At 67.7% G+C, this 19,127-nt stretch carries 18 protein-coding genes; 11 read left to right on the top strand and 7 right to left on the bottom strand.

The genetic code is table 11. From position 1 onward, the window contains the following. Positions 1 to 56: 56 nt before the first annotated feature. The 5 genes from aldA to acs all read right to left on the bottom strand — a co-directional run bounded on the left by aldA (position 57) and on the right by acs (position 6,696). A complete protein-coding gene (aldA, locus tag FHY09_RS15920) occupies positions 57 to 1,481 on the bottom strand; it encodes an aldehyde dehydrogenase (RefSeq protein ID WP_166927891.1) in 1,425 nt (474 codons plus the stop codon). Between the two features lie 180 nt (positions 1,482 to 1,661). Next, a complete protein-coding gene (locus FHY09_RS15915) occupies positions 1,662 to 2,558 on the bottom strand; it encodes a LysR substrate-binding domain-containing protein (protein WP_166927890.1) in 897 nt (298 codons plus the stop codon). A 30-nt stretch (positions 2,559 to 2,588) separates the two neighbouring features. Beyond that, positions 2,589 to 3,764: a porin gene (locus FHY09_RS15910; RefSeq protein ID WP_166927889.1), complete on the bottom strand. Its 1,176-nt coding sequence runs from the start codon at positions 3,762 to 3,764 to the stop codon at positions 2,589 to 2,591. Between the two features lie 251 nt (positions 3,765 to 4,015). Continuing rightward, the gene (locus FHY09_RS15905) at positions 4,016 to 4,681 is read right to left on the bottom strand and encodes a response regulator transcription factor (RefSeq protein ID WP_166927888.1); all 666 of its coding nucleotides are present in this window, start codon (positions 4,679 to 4,681) and stop codon (positions 4,016 to 4,018) included. A gap of 71 nt (positions 4,682 to 4,752) precedes the next feature. After that, positions 4,753 to 6,696: an acetate--CoA ligase gene (gene acs, locus FHY09_RS15900; RefSeq protein ID WP_166927887.1), complete on the bottom strand. Its 1,944-nt coding sequence runs from the start codon at positions 6,694 to 6,696 to the stop codon at positions 4,753 to 4,755. A 236-nt stretch (positions 6,697 to 6,932) separates the two neighbouring features. Between acs and FHY09_RS15895 the strand changes: the two genes are divergently transcribed. Continuing rightward, positions 6,933 to 8,369 carry a DcaP family trimeric outer membrane transporter gene (locus FHY09_RS15895; RefSeq protein WP_166927886.1) on the top strand — a complete coding sequence of 479 codons (1,437 nt, stop codon included), beginning with the start codon at positions 6,933 to 6,935 and terminating at the stop codon, positions 8,367 to 8,369. A 75-nt stretch (positions 8,370 to 8,444) separates the two neighbouring features. Further along, on the top strand, positions 8,445 to 10,100 hold the full coding sequence (locus FHY09_RS15890; RefSeq protein ID WP_166927885.1) for an MFS transporter: 1,656 nt from the start codon (positions 8,445 to 8,447) through the stop codon (positions 10,098 to 10,100). A gap of 78 nt (positions 10,101 to 10,178) precedes the next feature. Here FHY09_RS15890 and FHY09_RS15885 read toward each other — a convergent pair whose 3' ends face one another. Continuing rightward, positions 10,179 to 10,364, bottom strand: a complete 186-nt coding sequence (locus tag FHY09_RS15885) for a hypothetical protein (protein ID WP_166927884.1) — start codon at positions 10,362 to 10,364, stop codon at positions 10,179 to 10,181. Positions 10,365 to 10,704: 340 nt separating this feature from the next. On the opposite strand from FHY09_RS15885, the gene FHY09_RS15880 reads away from it, so the two are divergent. After that, complete coding sequence (locus FHY09_RS15880) at positions 10,705 to 12,114, top strand: coniferyl aldehyde dehydrogenase (RefSeq protein WP_166927883.1); 1,410 nt, start codon at positions 10,705 to 10,707, stop codon at positions 12,112 to 12,114. A gap of 66 nt (positions 12,115 to 12,180) precedes the next feature. After that, a complete protein-coding gene (gene xth, locus FHY09_RS15875) occupies positions 12,181 to 12,948 on the top strand; it encodes an exodeoxyribonuclease III (RefSeq protein ID WP_166927882.1) in 768 nt (255 codons plus the stop codon). A 75-nt stretch (positions 12,949 to 13,023) separates the two neighbouring features. On the opposite strand, the gene FHY09_RS15870 is transcribed toward xth, so the two are convergent. Beyond that, positions 13,024 to 13,275, bottom strand: coding sequence for a GlsB/YeaQ/YmgE family stress response membrane protein (locus tag FHY09_RS15870; RefSeq protein ID WP_166927881.1), 252 nt, complete (start codon positions 13,273 to 13,275; stop codon positions 13,024 to 13,026). An 81-nt stretch (positions 13,276 to 13,356) separates the two neighbouring features. On the opposite strand from FHY09_RS15870, the gene FHY09_RS15865 reads away from it, so the two are divergent. From FHY09_RS15865 to FHY09_RS15835, 7 genes are all read left to right on the top strand, one after another. After that, entirely contained in the window at positions 13,357 to 13,971 is a 615-nt protein-coding gene (locus FHY09_RS15865; RefSeq protein ID WP_166927940.1) for a 4'-phosphopantetheinyl transferase superfamily protein, read from the top strand. 24 nt (positions 13,972 to 13,995) lie between these two features. Further along, positions 13,996 to 14,637 (top strand): 16S rRNA (guanine(527)-N(7))-methyltransferase RsmG, encoded by a 642-nt coding sequence (gene rsmG, locus FHY09_RS15860; protein WP_166927880.1) that lies wholly within the window; start codon positions 13,996 to 13,998, stop codon positions 14,635 to 14,637. 111 nt (positions 14,638 to 14,748) lie between these two features. After that, a complete protein-coding gene (locus FHY09_RS15855) occupies positions 14,749 to 15,546 on the top strand; it encodes a ParA family protein (RefSeq protein ID WP_166927879.1) in 798 nt (265 codons plus the stop codon). After that, positions 15,546 to 16,469, top strand: coding sequence for a ParB/RepB/Spo0J family partition protein (locus FHY09_RS15850; protein ID WP_166927878.1), 924 nt, complete (start codon positions 15,546 to 15,548; stop codon positions 16,467 to 16,469). The genes FHY09_RS15855 and FHY09_RS15850 overlap by 1 nt, the downstream gene beginning before the upstream one ends. A gap of 121 nt (positions 16,470 to 16,590) precedes the next feature. After that, positions 16,591 to 17,556: an NAD-dependent epimerase/dehydratase family protein gene (locus FHY09_RS15845; protein ID WP_166927877.1), complete on the top strand. Its 966-nt coding sequence runs from the start codon at positions 16,591 to 16,593 to the stop codon at positions 17,554 to 17,556. A 95-nt stretch (positions 17,557 to 17,651) separates the two neighbouring features. Next, on the top strand, positions 17,652 to 18,374 hold the full coding sequence (locus tag FHY09_RS15840; RefSeq protein ID WP_166927876.1) for a glycosyltransferase family 2 protein: 723 nt from the start codon (positions 17,652 to 17,654) through the stop codon (positions 18,372 to 18,374). After that, positions 18,374 to 18,715 carry a lipid-A-disaccharide synthase N-terminal domain-containing protein gene (locus FHY09_RS15835; protein WP_166927875.1) on the top strand — a complete coding sequence of 114 codons (342 nt, stop codon included), beginning with the start codon at positions 18,374 to 18,376 and terminating at the stop codon, positions 18,713 to 18,715. Before FHY09_RS15840 ends, FHY09_RS15835 begins: the two co-directional genes overlap by 1 nt. Positions 18,716 to 19,127: the final 412 nt, after the last annotated feature.

The following is a 19,127-nucleotide window of genomic DNA, read 5'->3' as shown; positions in this document are numbered from 1 at the left end:
GAAGCATCCAGATCGGTAAGGGCCGGGCCTGCCTTGCGCGGCAGGGCGCGGCGCGTTCAGAAGGCCATCACCACCAGACGGGTCTGGGTGAATTCGAGCATGCCGTGCTTGCCGTCATCGCCGCCCAGTCCGGATCGCTTCCAGCCCGCGTGGTAGCCCTGGTAGGGGTCCGCAGGCGTGCGGTTGACGTACAGTTCGCCGGCTTCGATGGCGTGGGCGCACCGCAGGGCCGTGCGATAGTCCTCGGTATAGAGCACCGAGGACAGCCCGAACTGATGGTCGTTGGCCAGCGCCAGGGCCTCCTCGATGCCATCGAAACGCAGCACGGGCAGCACGGGCCCGAAGGTTTCCTCCTGTACGATCTCCATCGCCTGGTGGCAGTTGGACAGCAGCGTGGCCGGGTAGAAGAAGCCTTCGCCGGGCGGCACGACGCCGCCGGTTTCCACTACCGCGCCCTCGGCCACCGCGCGCTGCACCTTGGCATGGATCTGCGCACGCGCGGCGGCGGTGGCCAACGGTCCCATGCAGCCCGGCGCCTGCCGACGGTCGCCGCTGCGCACGGCAGCCATCGCATCGCGCAGCAACGCCAGGAAGCGGTCGTGCACCTGCGTGTCCACGTAGACGCGCTCCACCGCCGTGCACAGCTGGCCGCAGTGGGTGGTGCGCGATGCCGCGATGGCGGTAGCGGCCGTTTCCAGGTCCGCATCGGCACAGACGATCGCGGGCGTCTTGCCGCCCAGTTCCAGCGACGGCTTGGCGATGTTGGCCTTGCAGTACTCCAGTACGGTACGGCCCACGCCCACACTGCCGGTGAGCGTGATCATGCCCACCGCCGGCTGCGTGCACAGGACCTGGGCCACGTCGTGGTCCATCGCCAGGATGTTGACCACACCGTCCGGCAGGCCGGCGGCGACCACTGCACGGGCGATGGCGAACGCGGACAGCGGCGTGTTGTTGCTGGGGCGCACTACCACCGTGTTGCCGGTGATCAACGCCGGGGCGATCTTGCGCAGCAGCGTGTAGACCGGGAAATTGAACGGGATCAGGCAGGCGACCACGCCGATCGGCTCGCGCTGCAGCAGCAAGGTTTCGTGCGGACTGTCGCTGGGAATCACTTCACCTTCGATGCGGCGTGCCCATTCGGCGTGGTAGCGGGTGATCTCGGCGGCATAGCGCGCTTCATTGCTGGCATCGTCCAGGCTCTTGCCCGATTCGTCGGCCAGCACCGCGCCGATGGCGCTGGCTTCGGCGCACAGGGCGTCGGCCAGGCGGTGCAGGTGCCTGGCGCGTTCGATGGCCGGCAGGCGCGCCCAGCCGCGCTGCGCGCGCCGGGCAGCCGCTACGGCGGCCGTCGCCTGCGCGGCGCTGGCCGCGGCGACACGGCCGATGCACTGGCCGGTGGCCGGATTGATGACCTCGATGAACGTATCGCCGTCGTGTGCCGCAGAGCGGCCGTCGATGAAGGGGTACTCGGTGCGCATGATTCCTGCTCGCTGTGGGCCACGATCTGACGAGATCGGCACCGTGCCGACGCCTGATCGCCGGCGTGCTGCAAGCTTTGAAGTTGCTGCACTGCGTCTGCAAGCGACGATTTGGCGGACGCGGCATGCGAAAAACTCAGGTTCACGCGCAAGGCGATGCAATGTGTCGCGAATGAACCGTTACGCCCGCTGCGCGAGCAGCCACGCGCGGAAAATACCCACCGCCGGCGATAATGCACTTTCTGTCCGCTGCACCAGCCAATAGGACTGGTGGCCGTCCACCTGCGCCTCTCCGACCTGTTGCAGCGCGCCACTGTCGAGTTCTTCGGCCAGCATGTGGCGATCAGCAATGGTGACGCCCAGGCCATCGCGGGCGGCACGGATGGCGAGGTCGAGCAGATCGAACTCGCAGCCGCCCTGCAGGTCCACCCCGTCGATGCCGGCCGCACCCAGCCAGTGCGCCCAGGTCAGGTAACGGTGATCGGTGCCAGCCAGCACGTGCAGCAGCGGCATGCGGTCCAGCGCGGGGCTGCCATCGGCGTTGCGGTAGCGTTCCAGCAGGGCCGGCGCGCAGACGGCGACGTGCTGTTCGGTCATCAACCGCGTGGCGTCCAGTCCCTCCCATTCGCCATCGCCGAAGCGGATGGCCACGTCCAGCTGGCCTGATTCGTACAGGTCATCGCGCAGGCGGGTGGTCAGGCTGATGTCCAGTTCCGGATGCGCCGCCCGCAGCGTGCCCAGCCGCGGCAGCAGCCAGCGCCGCGCGAAGGTGGGCGGTGCGTTGAGCCGGAGCCGGCGCAGGTGCTGCTGCTCCTGCAGTGCCCTCACGGTCTGTTCGATGCGATCGAACGACTGCTGCAACGCGCGCAGCAGGATCACGCCTGCAGGCGTCAGCTGCAGGTGATGGTGCTGGCGCAGCAGCAGCGGTTCGCCCAGCTGGTCCTCCAGCTGCCGCACCTGGCGGCTGACGGCGCTCTGGGTGACGCTGAGCTGCGCCGCGGCGCGGGTGAAACTGCCCGTGCTTCCGGCCATCTCGAAGGCCTTCAGAGCATTGAGCGTGGGCATGCGACGTTTCATGCGGGCACCCGGGGCGCGGAGGGCAGGAGATCAGAAGTAATAGCCGATGTTCATGTACAGCTGGCTCTTCCAGCGGTCGATGCCGCCTTCGGCCAGGCTCTGGGTATAGCTGCTGCCGCCAATGTAAGGGTCATTGCGCCCGTGCATCCACTCCAGCGCCACCTGGAGCGCGCGTACCGACGCCGCCACACCGAGGAAGGCGCGCTCACTGGCCCTGGCTCCTGCGGCGGACTTGGCGAACCGGCTGTAATTGACGTACGGACGGACGTTGCCGACCCAGCCGTGCAGCCACCGTCCCGGCACGCTGTAGCTGAGGTCGAGCACGCCCAACGTACCGCGGCTGGCCACGTTGAAGGTGCCATCATAGGCGCCGAACGTCACGTGCTGGCTGCCGTCGGGATTGCGCGGCGTCATCAGCTGCCGGGCCAGCAGGGCCCGTGTTTGCCAGGGACCCTGCTGATAGCGATAGTGCACGGCCGCGCTGCGGCGCTCGCCGTCGCGGCCGGTGTCGCGGTTGTGAAGCGTGGAGTGCAGAAACGACACGCCGAACTCGCCTGCCCCCTCGCCAACGTGCAGCGTACGGGCCAGGCGGACCGCCACCAGGCCGCGTTCCACGTTCCGGGTGCCGCCCGCGACGCCGGGATCGGCCGGGGTCACCGTGACGGCATACGTGGTGCCATTGCCCGTGCCGTGGCCTGCCCACGCCGGGCGTGCGTACAGACCCGCCTGCAGGTTCCAGTCCGTGCCGCTGCGCTGCCAGCTGGCGCCCACCTGGTTGAGGTCCTCCAGGCCGATCACATTGCCCAGCGTCTCGTAGAAGGTGCTGCTGAAGAGCGGCTGCAGGCCGAATGGCACGTTGTGCAGGCCTACCTTGATCTGCTGCGTGTCGTCCAGGTGCAGGCCCGCCCAGCCGTATTCCAGGAAGCGCACCCCGCCAAAACGGGTGTACTGGTAGGGGTGGGCACCGCCGTACCAGCGGTATCGCGCGGCGGCCATCCAGCGGCCATCGTCATAGGCGCCATTGAGCATCACCACGTCCAGGCCGGCCTTCTCGATGTCGCGATCCGGATCGTGGTCGAAACGCAGCCGCACGGCGCCGCCCAGTGCGAGGTGATCGGTGACGGCGATGGCCAGTGCGGCGGGACTTGCCGAGGCCGTGGCAAGCAGGAACACGGCGCGTACGCCGCAGGAACAGAAAAGCGCCATGGTCGTTCTCGCTACCTGACAAGCGCAGGCCGGATGACCCCCGGTCAACTGGACGGTTTCTGCGCGCGAGCGACGCTAGCCACCCGGGCGTGCGCCGGCAAACGGCGAAATGGCATGCCATGGATGCGTTTTTGGAATGTTTCTTCTCGAGCCGCGCGCTGCGGGTGCCGGACACGTCAGGCACATCAATGCGGTGGCCGCAGCACGAACCGCGCGGCGGACGCGGCGCACGCCGGAGGTGGCCGGTTGCGTCAGTCTTCTTCGGGCGGCAGCACGATCTGTTCGTCATCCACGGCCAGCTTGCCGGCCATCAGCACGGCCTGCGTGCGGTTTGTGACCCCGAGCTTGCGCAGGATGGCGGTGACGTGCGCCTTGATCGTCGCCTCGGAAACACCCAGGTCATAGGCGATCTGCTTGTTGAGGCGGCCGGCGCCGAGCATCTGCAGCACGCGGAACTGCTGCGGGGTGAGCTCGCGCAGGCGTTGTCCGACCTCGCGTTCCTCGCGCCCGGTCGGCGGCACGTTGTGGGCCTCCGGCGGGGCCCAGGTTTCGCCGTCGAGGATGGTACCCAGGGCGTGCCCGATGGTGTCCGAATCGGCGGATTTTGGAATGAACCCGAACGCGCCATGGTCGAGCGCGCGGCGCATCACCGTGGGCTCCTCGCGTGCCGACACCACGACCACCGGCAGGTGCGGGTGCAGCGAACGCATGTGCACCAGCGCATTGAAGCCTTGGGCGCCGGGCATGTTGAGGTCCATCAGCACCAGGTCGGCATCGTTGTGCTGGTCGGCCAGCGCGTACAGCGCCTCCACGCTGTCGGCCTCGTGCAGCTGCACGCCCGGCATCACGCGCTGCACCGCCCCCCTCAGCGCTTCTCGGAACAGCGGATGGTCATCGGCAATCAGCAGGGTGGGCATGGGGTTGGCTTGTAGGGGGGGGCAGCTTGAACAGGCCCGGGCCTCCACGGTGGGAGGCACCGGGCGTTGGATCATCGGACCTTGCGTTCGTCCACCAGCGACGCCACCACCGACGGATCGGCCAGGGTCGAGGTATCGCCGAGCTGGTCCGGTGCATTCTCGGCGATCTTGCGCAGGATGCGGCGCATGATCTTGCCCGAGCGCGTCTTCGGCAGGCCCGGGGCCCACTGCAGGTGGTCCGGCGTGGCGATGGGGCCGATCTCCTTGCGCACCCACGCCACCAGCTCCTTGTGCAGCGCGTCGCTGGGCGTTTCTTCGGCGATCAACGTGACATACGCGTAGATGCCCTGGCCCTTCACGTCATGCGGGAAGCCGACCACGGCGGCCTCGGCGACCTTGGGGTGCGAGACCAGGGCGCTTTCCACCTCGGCGGTACCGATGCGGTGGCCGCTGACGTTGATCACATCGTCCACGCGGCCGGTGATCCAGTAGTAACCGTCCTCGTCGCGGCGGCAGCCGTCGCCGGTGAAGTAACTGCCCGGGTAGGTACGGAAGTAGGTGTCGATGAAGCGCTGGTCATCGCCATAGACGGTGCGCATCTGGCCCGGCCACGAATCGCGGATGATCAGGTTGCCCTCGGTGGGGCCTTCCTGGATCTCGCCGTCGGCATTGACCAGCGCCGGCTGCACCCCGAAGAAGGGCAGGGTGGCCGAGCCCGGCTTGAGGTCCACCGCTCCCGGCAGCGGCGAGATCAGGATGCCGCCGGTTTCGGTCTGCCACCAGGTGTCGACGATCGGGCAGCGGCTGTCGCCGACCACCTCGTAGTACCAGCGCCAGGCTTCGGGATTGATCGGCTCGCCGACACTGCCGAGCAGGCGGAGCGAGGCGCGCGAGGTCGTCTTGACCGGCTCGTCGCCCTCGCGCATGAGGGCGCGGATGGCGGTCGGCGCGGTATAGAACAACGTCACCTTGTGCTTGTCGATGACATTCCAGAAGCGCGCGGTATCAGGGAAGTTCGGCACGCCTTCGAACATCAGCGAGGTGGCGCCGTTGGCCAGCGGCCCGTACACGATGTAACTGTGGCCGGTCACCCAGCCGACGTCGGCGGTGCACCAGTAGATGTCGTCCTCGCGCAGGTCGAACACCGCTTCGTGGGTATACGCCGCGTACAGCAGGTACCCGCCGGTGGTGTGCAGCACGCCCTTGGGTTTGCCGGTGGAGCCGGAGGTGTAGAGGATGAACAGCGGGTCCTCGGCATTCATGCGTTCCGGCTCGCAGGCCGCCGGCTGGCTGTCCACCACGTCATGGAACCAGCGGTCGCGCGGGGCCTGCATGTCCACCGCGCCGCCGGTGTGGCGCACTACCAGCACGGTTTCCACGGTGGTGGTGCCCGGGAGCTTGAGCGCGGCGTCCACGTTGGCCTTCAGCGGGATCCGGCGGCCACCGCGCAGGCCTTCATCGGCGGTGATGATCAGCTTGCTCTGGCAGTCGATCACGCGGTCGGCGATGGAGTTCGGTGCGAAGCCGCCGAACACCACCGAATGGATCGCACCGATGCGTGCGCAGGCGAGCATCGCCACGGCGGCATCGATGATCATCGGCAGGTAGATCGTGACGCGGTCGCCCTTCTGGACGCCCAGGCTGCGCAGTGCGTTACCCAGCCGGCAGGTGCGCTCGTACAGCTCGCGATAGGTCACGTGCTGGGCCGGGGCGTCCGGGCTGTCCGGCTCGAACAGCAGCGCGGTCTTGTCCCCGCGCGTGGCCAGCTGACGGTCCAGGCAGTTCACGCTGGCATTGAGCTCGCCGTCTTCGAACCACTTGATGCGGAAGTCGGCCAGGTCATAACTGACGTTCTTGATCCGGGTCGGTGCACGCATCCAGTCCAGGCGCTCGGCGGCCTTGCCCCAGAACGCATCCGGATCGCTCAGCGATTGCTGGTACTGCTGCTCATAGGCGGTCTTGTCGATACGCGCCTGGGCGGCGAACTGCGGATCAACGGGATAACGGTCGGCCATCTGCACCCTCACTTCCACGTGGACTGTATGTGCGGCCGCAGCATGCGCGCGACCTGTTCAGCCCAGTTTGCCGCATCACCCGCGTACTGGGCGTGGACGGTGATTAGACGATGGTCGTAACCGGGTGGCCTATCGACTAATGGCGTATAGCCGGATGCGCAGGCGCGGCCGCAACCTCGGCCTGACCGTGCCCCACGCGCGGCTTTCGATTTGCCACTTTTGGGAGAGAGGGCAACATGAGCCACCGTACGTTGAAGACCCTGCGCAAGCCGCTTGCGGCCTGCATGCTGGTCGCGCTGGTCGCCCCTGGCATGGCGTTCGCGCAATCGGCGAAAGGCCAGAGCGCCAGGGAGCAGGCGCTGGAAGCACGTGTCATGGAACTGGAGCGCCAGGTGCAGCTGCTGCTGTCCTCGCAGCAACAGCAGCAGAGCCAGATCAGCCAGACCCAGCAGGCCGTGACCGAAGTGCGGACCGTGCAGGCCGAACAGAAGCCGGCGGTACCGGCCGGCAAGCAGCCGATCCAGGTGACCACGATCACCCCGGGCGCCGCGCCGGGTACCACGGTCAAGGTCGGCGGTTTCATCAAGGCCGATTTCCTCGCCACGCAGACCGGTGATGGCCAGCTGGCCGATGATGCCACCGGCCGCGCGCTGTACCTGCCGGGACAGACCCCGGTGGCCGGGGCAGGCGGCAGCGGCGAACGCTCGGACGTGGACTACAACGCGCACGCCAAGTTCTCGCGCTTCAACCTGGGCATCGACAACGTGAGCCAATCCGGTGACAAGGCCGGTGCGTTCTTCGAGATGGATTTCTTCGGCAATTCGCTGGGCAACCAGACGGCCACCAATACCTACGGCGTGACCCTGCGGCACGCATACATGTACTGGAACAACTGGCTGGCCGGCCAGACCTGGACCAACTTCATGGATGCGGCCTCGCTTCCGGAAGCGGCCGACTTCGTGGGGCCCACCGACGGCGTGGTGTTCGTGCGCCAGGCACAGATCCGGTATACGCAGGGCGGCCTCAGCGTCGCGCTGGAGAACCCGGAAACCACCACGCTCACCGGCACCCGCAATCCGCTCACCGGCGCATGGACCAACGCCAGTGCGAACTCCGATCGCGGCAGCCTGCCGGACCTGACCGTGCGCTATGGCTGGAAGGGCGACTGGGGCACCTTCGGCGTGGCCGGTCTGGTGCGCCAGCTCAAGGTGGACAACCAGGCCTCCGGGGCCGACGCGGACAAGATGGCCGGCGGCCTGACGCTGGGCGGCAAGTGGGTGATGGGCGATACCGATACGCTGCACTACCAGCTCACCGGTGGCGAAGGTATCTCGCGCTACATCGGCCTGGGGATCACCGCCGATACCGCCTATGACGCGGCCCGCGACGAACTGGCCACCACCGGCGTCCTCGCCGGTTACGTCGGCTGGCGGCATGCCTTCACGCCGAAACTGCGCACCAACCTGATCTACGCGCGCAGTGACTACGACAACGATGGAACGCTCGGTCCGCTGGTGACCAGAAGCGTGCAGAGCATCCGCGGCAATGTGTTCTACACCCCGATGCCGAAGGTCGATGTGGGCGCCGAACTGATGTACGGCGTGCGTGAGATCGAAGACGGCCGCAAGGGCGATATCAGCCGCGTGCAGTTCACCACCAAATACAGCTTCTGATCCGTCCGCACCGACCTGAAAACAGATTGACAACCGTTGCCGGGCAGCCCCCGGCACTACGAGGGGAAGCACTGTATGTCCACAACACCCGTACCCACCCAGGCCGCTTTGACCAAGGGTCACAAGAAGGTCATTTTCGCATCGAGCCTTGGCACGGTGTTCGAATGGTATGACTTCTTCCTGTACGGCTCGCTGGCGGCCATCATCGCCAAGCAGTTCTTCAGTGGCGTCAACGAAACCACGGGCATGATCTTCGCGTTGCTGGCGTTCGCGGCGGGCTTCTTCGTCCGTCCGTTCGGCGCGGCATTCTTCGGCAGCCTCGGCGATCGCATCGGGCGCAAGTACACCTTCCTGGTCACCATCCTGATCATGGGCATCTCGACCTTCCTGGTCGGCGTGCTGCCCAACTACGCCTCCATCGGGTTTGCCGCACCGGTGATCCTGATCATCCTGCGCCTGGCCCAGGGCCTGGCGATGGGCGGCGAATACGGTGGCGCCGCCACCTACGTGGCCGAACACGCACCGGCGAACAAGCGTGGCCTGTACACCAGCTTCATCCAGTGCACGGCCACGCTCGGCCTGTTCATGTCGCTGCTGATCATCCTCGCCTGCCGCTACGCACTGGGCAACGAGGCCTTCGAAGCCTGGGGCTGGCGCATCCCGTTCCTGGTCTCCATCGTGCTGCTGGGCATCTCGGTGTGGATCCGCCTGCAGCTGAGTGAATCGCCGCTGTTCCAGCAGATGAAGGCCGAAGGCAAGGGCTCCAAGACGCCGTTCCGTGACAGCCTGAAAGACGGCAACCTGAAGCTGATGCTGCTGGTGCTGCTCGGTGCCGCGGCCGGCCAGGCGGTGGTGTGGTACGGCGGCCAGTTCTACGCGCTGTTCTTCCTGAGCAGCATGCTGAAGGTCGATCCGACCACCTCCTATCTGCTGATCGCCGCAGCGCTGGCGCTGGGCGTGCCGTTCTTCATCTTCTTCGGCTGGCTGTCCGACCGCATCGGCCGCAAGTGGATCATCCTGGCCGGCTGCCTGCTGGCAGCCATCACCTACATCCCGATCTTCAAGGGCCTGACCCACTTCGCCAACCCGGCCATCGAAGAAGCGCGTGCGTCTTCGCCGGCGCTGGTGGTGGCCGATCCCAACACCTGCTCGTTCCAGTTCGATCCGGTGGGCCTGCGCAAGTTCACCAGCTCCTGCGACGTGGCCACCGCCGCGCTGACCAAGGCGGGCGTGCCGTACGACGTGAAGCCGGCGCCGGCCGGTTCGCTGGCGGTGGTGAACGTGGGCAACGGCGAAGTAGCGTCCTATGAGGCCGCCGGCCTGTCCAAGGACGATGGCAAGGCCAAGGCCGATGCCTTCGGGGCGGAGCTGAAGGGCGCGCTGACGGCAGCCGGTTACCCGGCCAAGGCAGACGGTGCACGCATCAACATCGCAGGCACGATCTTCATGCTGTGGCTGCTGGTGCTGTACGTCACGATGGTCTACGGACCGATCGCGGCCTATCTGGTGGAGCTGTTCCCGACCCGCATCCGCTACACCTCGATGTCGCTGCCCTACCACATCGGCAACGGCTGGTTCGGTGGCTTCCTCCCGGCGATTTCCTTCGCACTGGTGGCAGGTACCGGCAACCTCTACTACGGCCTGTGGTATCCCATCATCATCGCGTTGATGACCGTGGTGATCGGTGGCCTGTTCCTGCATGACACCCGCAAGGTGGACATCACCCAGTAAGCGGGACAGCCGATGGTGTGAACGGAAGGCCGCGGTGCAGACCGCGGCCTTCCTGCATGCGGGCTCCGGAGAGCCCTGTCATCCCCAGGATTTCGCCAGCACCCGCCACATGGCGTACGCACGCGCGCTCATTGCCGGGGTGGCGGCCGATCCCGGGGTGTCAGGTGCCTGGCCGGCTGCCTGTCCTGCGGCACCGCCGGCGCTGACGAACGGCCTGCCGAAGGCCCAGTACAGCACGACCATCCCGGCGACCAGAACGGCCATGTTCAGCACGATCCGCAGGTGCCTGGCGCATCCACCCGGCATGCAGGGCAGGGCGCAGGACGGGCCGAACCCTGCGGGAAGCGCACGGTTCTCCACGCGCACCTCCCGCAGCGGAACCTCCTCAGGGTGGGAGATGGGCAGCGGTTGCGACGGCGTCAGTGCACTGATCGTTGGCAAGACAAAGGCCGGGCGTGGAAACCATCAACGATGATGGAACGCCGCCAGACTGGCTTTCAGAAAGGCTGCATGCCGTTGCACCCGGCCCTGTCACGCTTCAGTGGACGCGCCTCCGGGGAGCGGCTTGACGCCCACGCCGTCACGCACGCTCTATAGTCCGGGCATGATCCCGAACAGCCCGCCCGATCTTCTTTCCGTGCAGCGCTTTCTGCGTGCCGCCTGGCAGCGGCAGCGCCCTTCGCTGGCCCAGCGCGTAGACGACCTCCGTCGCCTGCGAGCCGCCCTCAAGCCCCGCATCGATGAGATGGCCGCCACCATCGCGGCGGATTTCGGACACCGCTCGCACGACGAATCACGCATTGCCGATGGCATGAGCGTGCTCTCGGCCATCGATCACCTGCTTGGCAACCTCAGGCGCTGGGCCAGACCCAGGCGCGCCCGGGCGGGTGCGAAACTGTGGCCGGCCCGCGCCCAGCTGCGGCCTGTGCCCTTGGGCGTGGTGGGCGTGATTTCGCCGTGGAATTACCCGGTGACGCTGGCCCTGGTGCCGCTGGCCACGGCGATCGCCGCCGGCAACCATGTGCTGCTCAAGCCCTCGGAACACACGCCACGCACCAGCGCGTTCCTTGCCGATCTGCTGGCCAGCGTGTTCCCGCCCGATCGCGTGGCGGTGGTGCAGGGTGGTGCGGACGTCGCCGCCGCAATCTCCGCCTTGCCGCTGGACCACCTGGTGTTCACCGGCTCCACTGCCGTGGGCCGCAAGGTCATGGCGGCGGCGGCCGAACATCTGGTGCCGTTGACGCTGGAACTGGGCGGCAAGTCGCCTGCCATCGTCTGCAGCGATTATCCGCTCGACAAGGCGGCGGCGCGGCTGGCCACCGGCAAGTTCTTCAATGCCGGGCAGACCTGCATCGCCCCGGATCATGTACTGATCGACATTGCGCGCCGGGACGCATTCGTGCAGCAGCTGCAGCAGCAGGTGGTGCAACGCTATGGTGATCTCAGTGAGGCGCCCGACTACACCCGGATCGTCAACCAGGGCCAGTTCGAGCGCCTGCAGGGCTATCTGGCGCAGGCGCGTGCACGGGGCGTGGTGGTCATCCCGCTGGTCGATATCGATCCGGAGCGCGCGGCCCGCGAGCGCCTGATCGCCCCCACCGTGGTGCTGGATCCGCCCGATGACCTGGACCTGATGCGCGAGGAGATCTTCGGACCGGTCCTGCCGGTGCGCGGCCACGTGGATCTGCAGGCTGCGCTCGATGATGTGCTGTCACGCGATCGACCGCTCGCGCTGTACCCCTTCAGCCATGACCGGGCGACGGTGGAGCGTATCCTTGGCACGGTGGTGGCCGGCGGGGTAACGGTCAATGACACGCTGCTGCACTTCGCCGCCGAGGGCCTGCCATTCGGCGGTGTCGGCGCCAGTGGCATGGGGGCCTACCACGGCCGCGCGGGATTCGACGGCATGAGCAAGCTGATGCCGGTGCTGTGGCAGCCACGCTGGGCGGCGACGGATTTCCTGCGGCCACCGTATTCGCGCGTGGCGGGCCTGCTGAGGCTGCTGATGCGGTAGTGGCGTGGCCTGGCCGGTCTGCGTTGCCGGGCATCCTCCCGCCGCCTGGCAGGTACAATCGCCCGCATGAAAATCGTCTCGTGGAACGTCAACTCGCTCAATGTCCGCCTGCCGCACCTGCTGCAGTGGTTGGCCGATTTCGGCCCGGACATCGTGGGCATCCAGGAAACCAAGCTGGAAGACCATAAATTCCCGGATACCGCGTTGGCCGCGGCCGGCTACCGCAGTGTGTTCGCCGGACAGAAGACCTACAACGGCGTGGCGCTGCTCTCGCGCGAGCCGGCGCAGGACGTGCAGATCGGCATTCCCGGCTTCGAGGACGAGCAGAAACGGGTGATCGCCGGAACCTTCGGGGACCTGCGGGTGATCAATCTCTACGTGGTCAACGGCCAGGACGTGGGCACCGACAAGTACGCCTACAAGCTGCGCTGGCTGGAGGCCGTACATGCGTGGGTGGCCGCAGAGCTGCAGCGGTACCCGAAGCTGGTCGTGCTGGGTGACTTCAACATCGCCCCGGACGAGCGCGACGTCAATGATCCGCTGGTGTGGAACGAGAACCACATCCTCACCTCCACCGCCGAGCGCGCTGCGCTGACCCGGCTGCTGCAGCTCGGCCTGCATGACGGCTACCGCCTGCACAACGAGGAGGGTGGCATCTTCAGCTGGTGGGATTACCGTGCGGCCGGATTCCGGCGCAACCTCGGCCTGCGCATCGATCTGACGCTGGTCTCCGATGCGTTGAAGGACACCGCGGTGGCGTCTGGCATCGACCGCGAGCCACGTACCTGGGACCGCCCCAGCGACCATGCGCCGGCATGGGTGCAGCTGGGCTGAAACGAACGAGGCCCGGCAGCTGCCGGGCCTCGCAGAACCGCACCGGTCCACGCCCCGCAGGGCGCGGTGCGCGGGTCAGCGGATGCTCTTGCGGGTGAACAGGTTGACGATTGCGAGCAGGATCACCGCGCCGATCAACGAGTACAGGAACGTCCGCACCGTGATGGCCTGGTTGATGCCGCCGCCGAACAGGAAGCCGGCAATCAGCGCACCGACGATGCCGACCACGATGTTGAGAATGATGCCCTGCTGTGCATCGCGCCGCATGATGAGGCTGGCCAGCCAGCCCACGATACCGCCCACGATCAGCCAGATGATGATGCCCATGGTCCAGACTCCTGTTGAATACCGCCCCCAGTTGACGCGGTCCGCCGTGAACCCCCCGTGCAGCCCCATCGCGGCGGCGTGATGGCGCCTGCGGCAGGCCCCTTCGGTCCGTGGCGCTTCGGTCCAGTCACGGTCTGGCAGCGCCCCCACGTGCCGGGGCAGCGTGGCGAACCCCAGGCCCGGGAGGTGCTGGCCCAGGCACTCGGGGGCGATCCGATGGCGATCCCGCTGGTCCGCGATCCACGCGGGCGCCCCTCCCTGGCCGGTGCGCTGGCCGCCCACGAGGCCGGCTGGAGCCACAGCGGCGATGTGCTGCTGGTGGCGCTGGGCGAGGGCGTGCGCCTTGGCGTGGACCTTGAACTGGTGCGTCCACGGCCGCGCATGCGCGAGATCGTGCAGCGCTTTTTCCATCCGGCCGAGATCGCCTGGCTGCAGCCGCTGGACGAGGCCACGTTCGCGCACTGGTTCTTCCGCCTGTGGTGTGCGAAGGAAGCCATTCTCAAGGCCGATGGCCAGGGCATTTCGTTCGGGCTGCATCGCCTGCAGCTCATGGCCGGGCCGGCAGGCGCGCTGGAGATGGCGTGGTGCGATGAAGCGCTCGGTCCTGCCGCGCGCTGGCACCTGCACGAATGGCAGGCCAGCGACCGTTTCCGTGCCGCGCTGGCCTGGCACCGGCGCAGCGAGGCGCCGATCTGAGCGCGGAATGGTGATAATGGCGGCATGAGCGAACATGATCTCCCGGCCGCCGTGGCCGATACGCTGCAGCGTGGCCTGGCCCAGATGGGCCTGGATGCGGCAGCGCTGGCACCGCCCCTGCTGCGCTACCTGGCTCTGCTGCACCGCTGGAACGGCACCTACAACCTGACCGCCGTGCGTGATCCGCAGGAGATGGTCACCCGCCACCTGCTCGATTCGCTGGCCATGCAACCGCACGTGGCCGATGGCTCGCTGGCCGACCTGGGCACCGGCCCCGGGTTGCCCGGCATTCCGCTGGCCATCGCCTGCCCCGGCCTGCGCGTCACCCTGGTGGAGAGCAATGGCAAGAAGGCACGCTTCATGCGCGAGGCCGTGCGCCAGCTCGGGCTGGCCAATGCACGCGTGGCCGAATCCCGCGCCGAAGCGCTGGACGAGCCCGGCCAGTACGACCAGCTGACCGCGCGCGCGATGGATACCCTGGCCGGCATCGTCCGCGTCGGCGGCCACCTGCTGCGTCCGGGGGGCGTGCTGCTGGCCATGAAGGGCGTGCATCCGCATGAGGAAATCGCCGCGCTGCCGGCCGGCTGGCAGGTGCGCCAGGTGCGTCCGCTGCAGGTGCCCGGGCTGGCCGGCGAGCGGCATCTGGTCACCGTGACCGGTCCCTGAGGCCGCTGTCCGCCGGTTGCGGACCCGGCAGATGGCGCACGCCGATTTCCGCCCGGGGCCGGTTGTACGCATAATGACCGGTCCCAGTTAACGTCGACGAGGCTCACCCGCATGGCCCGCATCATCGCCATCGCCAACCAGAAGGGTGGCGTGGGCAAGACCACGACCGCCGTCAACCTCGCCGCCGCGCTGGCCCATGCGCCCCGGCGTGTCCTGCTGGTCGACCTGGATTCGCAGGGCAATGCCACCATGGGCAGCGGCGTGGACAAGCGCGAGCTGGAGGCGTCCACGTGCGATCTGCTGCTGGGCGAGCGCAGCGCGGTGGAGGTGCGGGTGAAGGCGGCCGAAGGCTTCGACCTGCTGCCGGGCAACATCGACCTGACCGCCGCGGAGATCCAGCTGATGGCGCAGGGCGAGCGCGAGCAGCGCCTGAAGCGCGCGCTGGCACCGATCCGCGACGAGTACGATTTCATCCTCATCGACTGTCCACCGGCCCTGTCCCTGCTGACGCTCAACGCGCTGGCCGCCGCCGATTCGGTGCTGGTGCCGATGCAATGCGAGTACTACGCGCTGGAAGGCCTGAGCGCGCTGGTGGAAACCATCGAAGCGCTGCGCGGCACGCTCAACCCGGTGCTGGAAGTGGAGGGCGTGCTGCGCACCATGTTCGATGTGCGCAACAACCTCGCCAACCAGGTCTCGGCCGAACTGACCGAGCACTTCGGCGACCTCGTGTTCCGCACCATCGTGCCGCGCAACGTGCGCCTGGCCGAAGCCCCCAGCCATGGCCAGAGCATCGTCGGCTACGATCGTGGCTCGCGCGGTGGCGTGGCCTACCTCGGCCTGGCCGGTGAGATCATCCGCCGCAACAGTGAACGCAACACGGCCACGCCGGCCATGGAGACCCTGTGATGACCACCAAGCCTGCTGCAGGGAAGAAGCGTGGCCTCGGCCGCGGTCTGGATGCTCTGCTGGGGCCGAAGGCATCGGTCAGCCAGGTGCAGGCCACGGCGGTGATCGAGCCGCTGCCCGGTGAAGTGCTGCGCAAGCTGCCCATCGGCCAGCTGCAGCCCGGCAAGTACCAGCCGCGTCGCGAGATGGACCAGGGCAAGCTGGCCGAGCTGGCCGACTCGATCCGCTCGCAGGGGGTGATCCAGCCGATCCTGGCGCGGCAGCTGCCCGGCGGCACCTATGAAATCGTGGCCGGCGAACGCCGCTGGCGCGCTTCGCAGCTGGCCGGCCTGGACGAAGTGCCGGTGGTGGTGCGCGAGCTGGAAGACCGCACCGTCATCGCCATGGCGCTGATCGAGAACATCCAGCGCGAAGACCTCAATCCCCTCGAAGAAGCCGATGCCCTGCAGCGGCTGATCACTGAGTTCACGCTCACCCATGCCGAGGCGGCCGAAGCGGTGGGCCGCTCACGCGCGGCGGTGTCCAACCTGCTGCGCCTGCTCGAACTGCCTATCGCCATCCGCATGCTGCTGGAGACGCGGCGGCTGGAAATGGGTCACGCCCGTGCGCTGGCCACGCTGGCCCCGGAGCTGGCGAGCCGGCTGGCGCAGGAAGCGGCCGACGAAGGCTGGTCCGTGCGGGAAGTCGAACGCCGTGCGCAGGCCTTCGCGGCCGGCAAGGTGCCGGCCAACCGTCCGCAGCCGCCAGCGAAATCCGCGCCGCAGGCGGACATCGCCTCGCTGGAAACCGAGCTGAGCGAAAGCCTCGGCACCCGCGTGGCCATTGCCCACGGGCGCGGCGGCAAGGGCAAGCTGGTCATCCATTACACCGATCTGGACACGCTGGAAGGCGTGCTGGAACGGCTGCGCACGCGCCAGGGCTGAGCGCGGCGCAGCCCTGGCCGGGAGCGGGACATGCGCCACGACGTCGACGAATACGCGCTTCGGACTTTTCCCGGACAGCGCCTGCCCTAGACTCTGCCTTCGTGACTACCCGAGCTCTGCCATGACCCTCCTGCTCACCGGCGCTGCCGGCTTCATCGGTGCCTACACCGCCCGTGCCCTGCTCGAGGCGGGCCGCAGCGTGGTGGGCCTGGACAACTTCAACGACTACTACGATCCGCAGATCAAGCGCGACCGCGTCGCCGCGCTGTGCCCGACGCTGGACCTGCGCGCGCTGGACCTGACCGACCGCGACGGCCTGGCGGCGCTGTTCGAGGAGGTCCGGCCAACCGCGGTGATCCATCTGGCCGCGCAGGCGGGCGTGCGCTATTCGCTGCAGAACCCGCACGCCTATGTGGACAGCAACATCAGCGGCTTCGTGAACATCCTGGAACTGTGCCGGCACCGTGGCGTCGGCCATCTGGTGTATGCCTCCAGCAGCTCGGTCTACGGGGACTCGGCGGTGCCGCCGTTCTCCGAGGACCAGCGCGTGGACCAGCCGCGATCGCTGTACGCCGCCACCAAGGCCGCCAACGAACTGATGGCCTATACCTACGCGCAGCTGTTCGGCCTGCACGCCACCGGCCTGCGGTTCTTCACCGTGTACGGTCCCTGGGGCCGGCCGGACATGGCGCCGCTGCTGTTCTCGCGCGCGGTGCTGGCCGGACGGCCGATCGAGGTGTTCAACGAGGGCCGCATGCAGCGCGATTTCACCCACGTGTCGGATATCGTGGCCGGTATCCTGGGCGCGCTCGGGCAGCCCAGCACCGCGCCGGTGCCGCACCGCGTCTTCAACCTGGGCAACCACACCCCGGTGGAGCTGGAGCGCTTCATCGGGGTGATCGAGCAGGCGGCCGGACGCCCGGCGCGGAAGATCTACAAGCCGATGCAGCCGGGCGACATGGTGCGGACGATGGCCGATACCCGACGTGCGCATGACGCTTTCGGCTTCGCGGCGCGCACGCCCATCGAAGCGGGCCTGCCGCCGGTCGTGGCATGGTGCCGGGACTATTTCGGTGAGCGCGCCTGACCGTACGGGGCGGGCCGATGGGGCGGTTCATCTCCGGATAACCTCGCCAGCGGAAAATGCCCGGTCTTTGACCCACCTCCATGGCTGAGAGCCCGATGAGCCCACCCGAGTTGTCCGTCGTCGTTCCGGTCTTCAACGAGCGCGACAACGTTGCCCCGCTGATCGCCGAGATCACCGCTGCGCTGCGGGGCGCGGTGCCTTTCGAAATCATCTACGTGGACGACCACTCCCGCGATGACACGCTGGCCGTGCTCGACGCCCTGAAGGCCACCACGCCCGAACTGCGCGTGCTCCACCATGTCACCCAGAGCGGGCAGAGCACGGCCGTGCGCACCGGCGTGCGCCATGCGCGTGCGCCGTGGATCGCCACGCTGGACGGTGACGGCCAGAATGATCCGGCCGACATCCCCAGGCTGCTGGCCGCCCGCGCGGCGGCGCCTGCGGACGTGCGCCTGTTCGCCGGCTGGCGGGTCAACCGCCAGGACAGCGGCAGCAAGCGCTGGGCCAGCAAGTGGGCCAACGCGATCCGCGCGCGCATGCTGCGCGACGACACCCCGGACACCGGCTGCGGCATCAAGCTGTTCGAACGTGCCGCGTTCCTGGACCTGCCGTATTTCGATCACATGCACCGCTACCTGCCGGCGCTGATGCAGCGTGCCGGCTGGAAGACACTGAGCGTGCCAGTGAACCACCGCCACCGCACCGCAGGGGTTTCCAAGTACAACAACCTGGGGCGCGCGTTGGTGGGTATCCGCGATCTGCGCGGGGTGGCCTGGCTGATCGTGCGCAGCAAGCGCACGCAGGTGGAAGAACGCTGATGGAACTGCATGTGCTCGACCAGCCGCTGACCTGGCTGTACTGGACTGGCCTGCACGTCACAGGCTGGAAGGTGATCGGCTACACCGGTGCGTTGATGTTCGGCGGGCGTTGGCTGGTGCAGTTCGTGGCCTCGCGGCGGGCTGGCAAACCGGTGATTCCGCGGTTGTTCTGGTACATGAGCGTGGTTGGCAGCCTGATGACGCTGAGCTACTTCCTGTTCTCGGCCAAGCAGGATTCGGTGGGGGTGCTGCAGAACCTGTTTCCGGCGTTCACGGCGTTGTACAGCCTGAAACTGGATATCCAGCATCGGGGATGGAAGCGGGACAAGGCGGCGCACTGACGGTCTTGCGGCGAACGGCTGGGCCCCTCCGTGGTGGGCGCGTTCGTTTGCATCGTTGGGCTGGGCCGGGCGGTGGGGTTGGGTGGGGGACGGCAAGAGCCGCTCCTGCGGGCCTCGCTTTCGCGCCATCCATGGCGCTCAACGCCCCCACCCAACCCCACCGCCCAGCCCTGTGACAGGGCTGCGCCCACCACGGGAAAGAAGAAAAAAAGCAAAAGCAGAAGCGGTTCCGCTTCATTGCTGACGGCTGACGGCTGTGAGACTGGCGGCGAACGGCTGCGCCCCTCCGTGGTGGCGCTGGGGCTGGGTTACTGGGATTGGGCCGGGCGGTGGGGTTGGGTGGGGGACGGCAAAAGCCGCTCCTGCGGGCCTCGCTTCGCGCCATCCATGGCGCTCAACGCCCCCACCCAAC

Source organism: Xanthomonas sp. 60 (assembly GCF_011761925.1).
Note: the sequence above shows the minus strand (reverse complement) of the source record. Positions and strands in the feature narration are given on the sequence as shown.

What these genes read in the sequence shown, in the direction of transcription:
- FHY09_RS15910 (WP_166927889.1), bottom strand. Translation starts at nt 3,764, where the DNA reads ATGGCGCTTTTCTGTTCCTGCGGCGTACGCGCCGTGTTCCTGCTTGCC.
- FHY09_RS15895 (WP_166927886.1), top strand. Translation starts at nt 6,933, where the DNA reads ATGAGCCACCGTACGTTGAAGACCCTGCGCAAGCCGCTTGCGGCCTGC.
- FHY09_RS15840 (WP_166927876.1), top strand. Translation starts at nt 17,652, where the DNA reads ATGAGCCCACCCGAGTTGTCCGTCGTCGTTCCGGTCTTCAACGAGCGC.
- FHY09_RS15915 (WP_166927890.1), bottom strand. Translation starts at nt 2,558, where the DNA reads ATGAAACGTCGCATGCCCACGCTCAATGCTCTGAAGGCCTTCGAGATG.
- acs (WP_166927887.1), bottom strand. Translation starts at nt 6,696, where the DNA reads ATGGCCGACCGTTATCCCGTTGATCCGCAGTTCGCCGCCCAGGCGCGT.
- FHY09_RS15865 (WP_166927940.1), top strand. Translation starts at nt 13,357, where the DNA reads ATGGCGCCTGCGGCAGGCCCCTTCGGTCCGTGGCGCTTCGGTCCAGTC.
- FHY09_RS15880 (WP_166927883.1), top strand. Translation starts at nt 10,705, where the DNA reads ATGATCCCGAACAGCCCGCCCGATCTTCTTTCCGTGCAGCGCTTTCTG.
- FHY09_RS15905 (WP_166927888.1), bottom strand. Translation starts at nt 4,681, where the DNA reads ATGCCCACCCTGCTGATTGCCGATGACCATCCGCTGTTCCGAGAAGCG.
- FHY09_RS15850 (WP_166927878.1), top strand. Translation starts at nt 15,546, where the DNA reads ATGACCACCAAGCCTGCTGCAGGGAAGAAGCGTGGCCTCGGCCGCGGT.
- FHY09_RS15885 (WP_166927884.1), bottom strand. Translation starts at nt 10,364, where the DNA reads ATGGCCGTTCTGGTCGCCGGGATGGTCGTGCTGTACTGGGCCTTCGGC.
- xth (WP_166927882.1), top strand. Translation starts at nt 12,181, where the DNA reads ATGAAAATCGTCTCGTGGAACGTCAACTCGCTCAATGTCCGCCTGCCG.
- FHY09_RS15855 (WP_166927879.1), top strand. Translation starts at nt 14,749, where the DNA reads ATGGCCCGCATCATCGCCATCGCCAACCAGAAGGGTGGCGTGGGCAAG.
- FHY09_RS15845 (WP_166927877.1), top strand. Translation starts at nt 16,591, where the DNA reads ATGACCCTCCTGCTCACCGGCGCTGCCGGCTTCATCGGTGCCTACACC.
- rsmG (WP_166927880.1), top strand. Translation starts at nt 13,996, where the DNA reads ATGAGCGAACATGATCTCCCGGCCGCCGTGGCCGATACGCTGCAGCGT.
- FHY09_RS15835 (WP_166927875.1), top strand. Translation starts at nt 18,374, where the DNA reads ATGGAACTGCATGTGCTCGACCAGCCGCTGACCTGGCTGTACTGGACT.
- FHY09_RS15870 (WP_166927881.1), bottom strand. Translation starts at nt 13,275, where the DNA reads ATGGGCATCATCATCTGGCTGATCGTGGGCGGTATCGTGGGCTGGCTG.
- aldA (WP_166927891.1), bottom strand. Translation starts at nt 1,481, where the DNA reads ATGCGCACCGAGTACCCCTTCATCGACGGCCGCTCTGCGGCACACGAC.
- FHY09_RS15890 (WP_166927885.1), top strand. Translation starts at nt 8,445, where the DNA reads ATGTCCACAACACCCGTACCCACCCAGGCCGCTTTGACCAAGGGTCAC.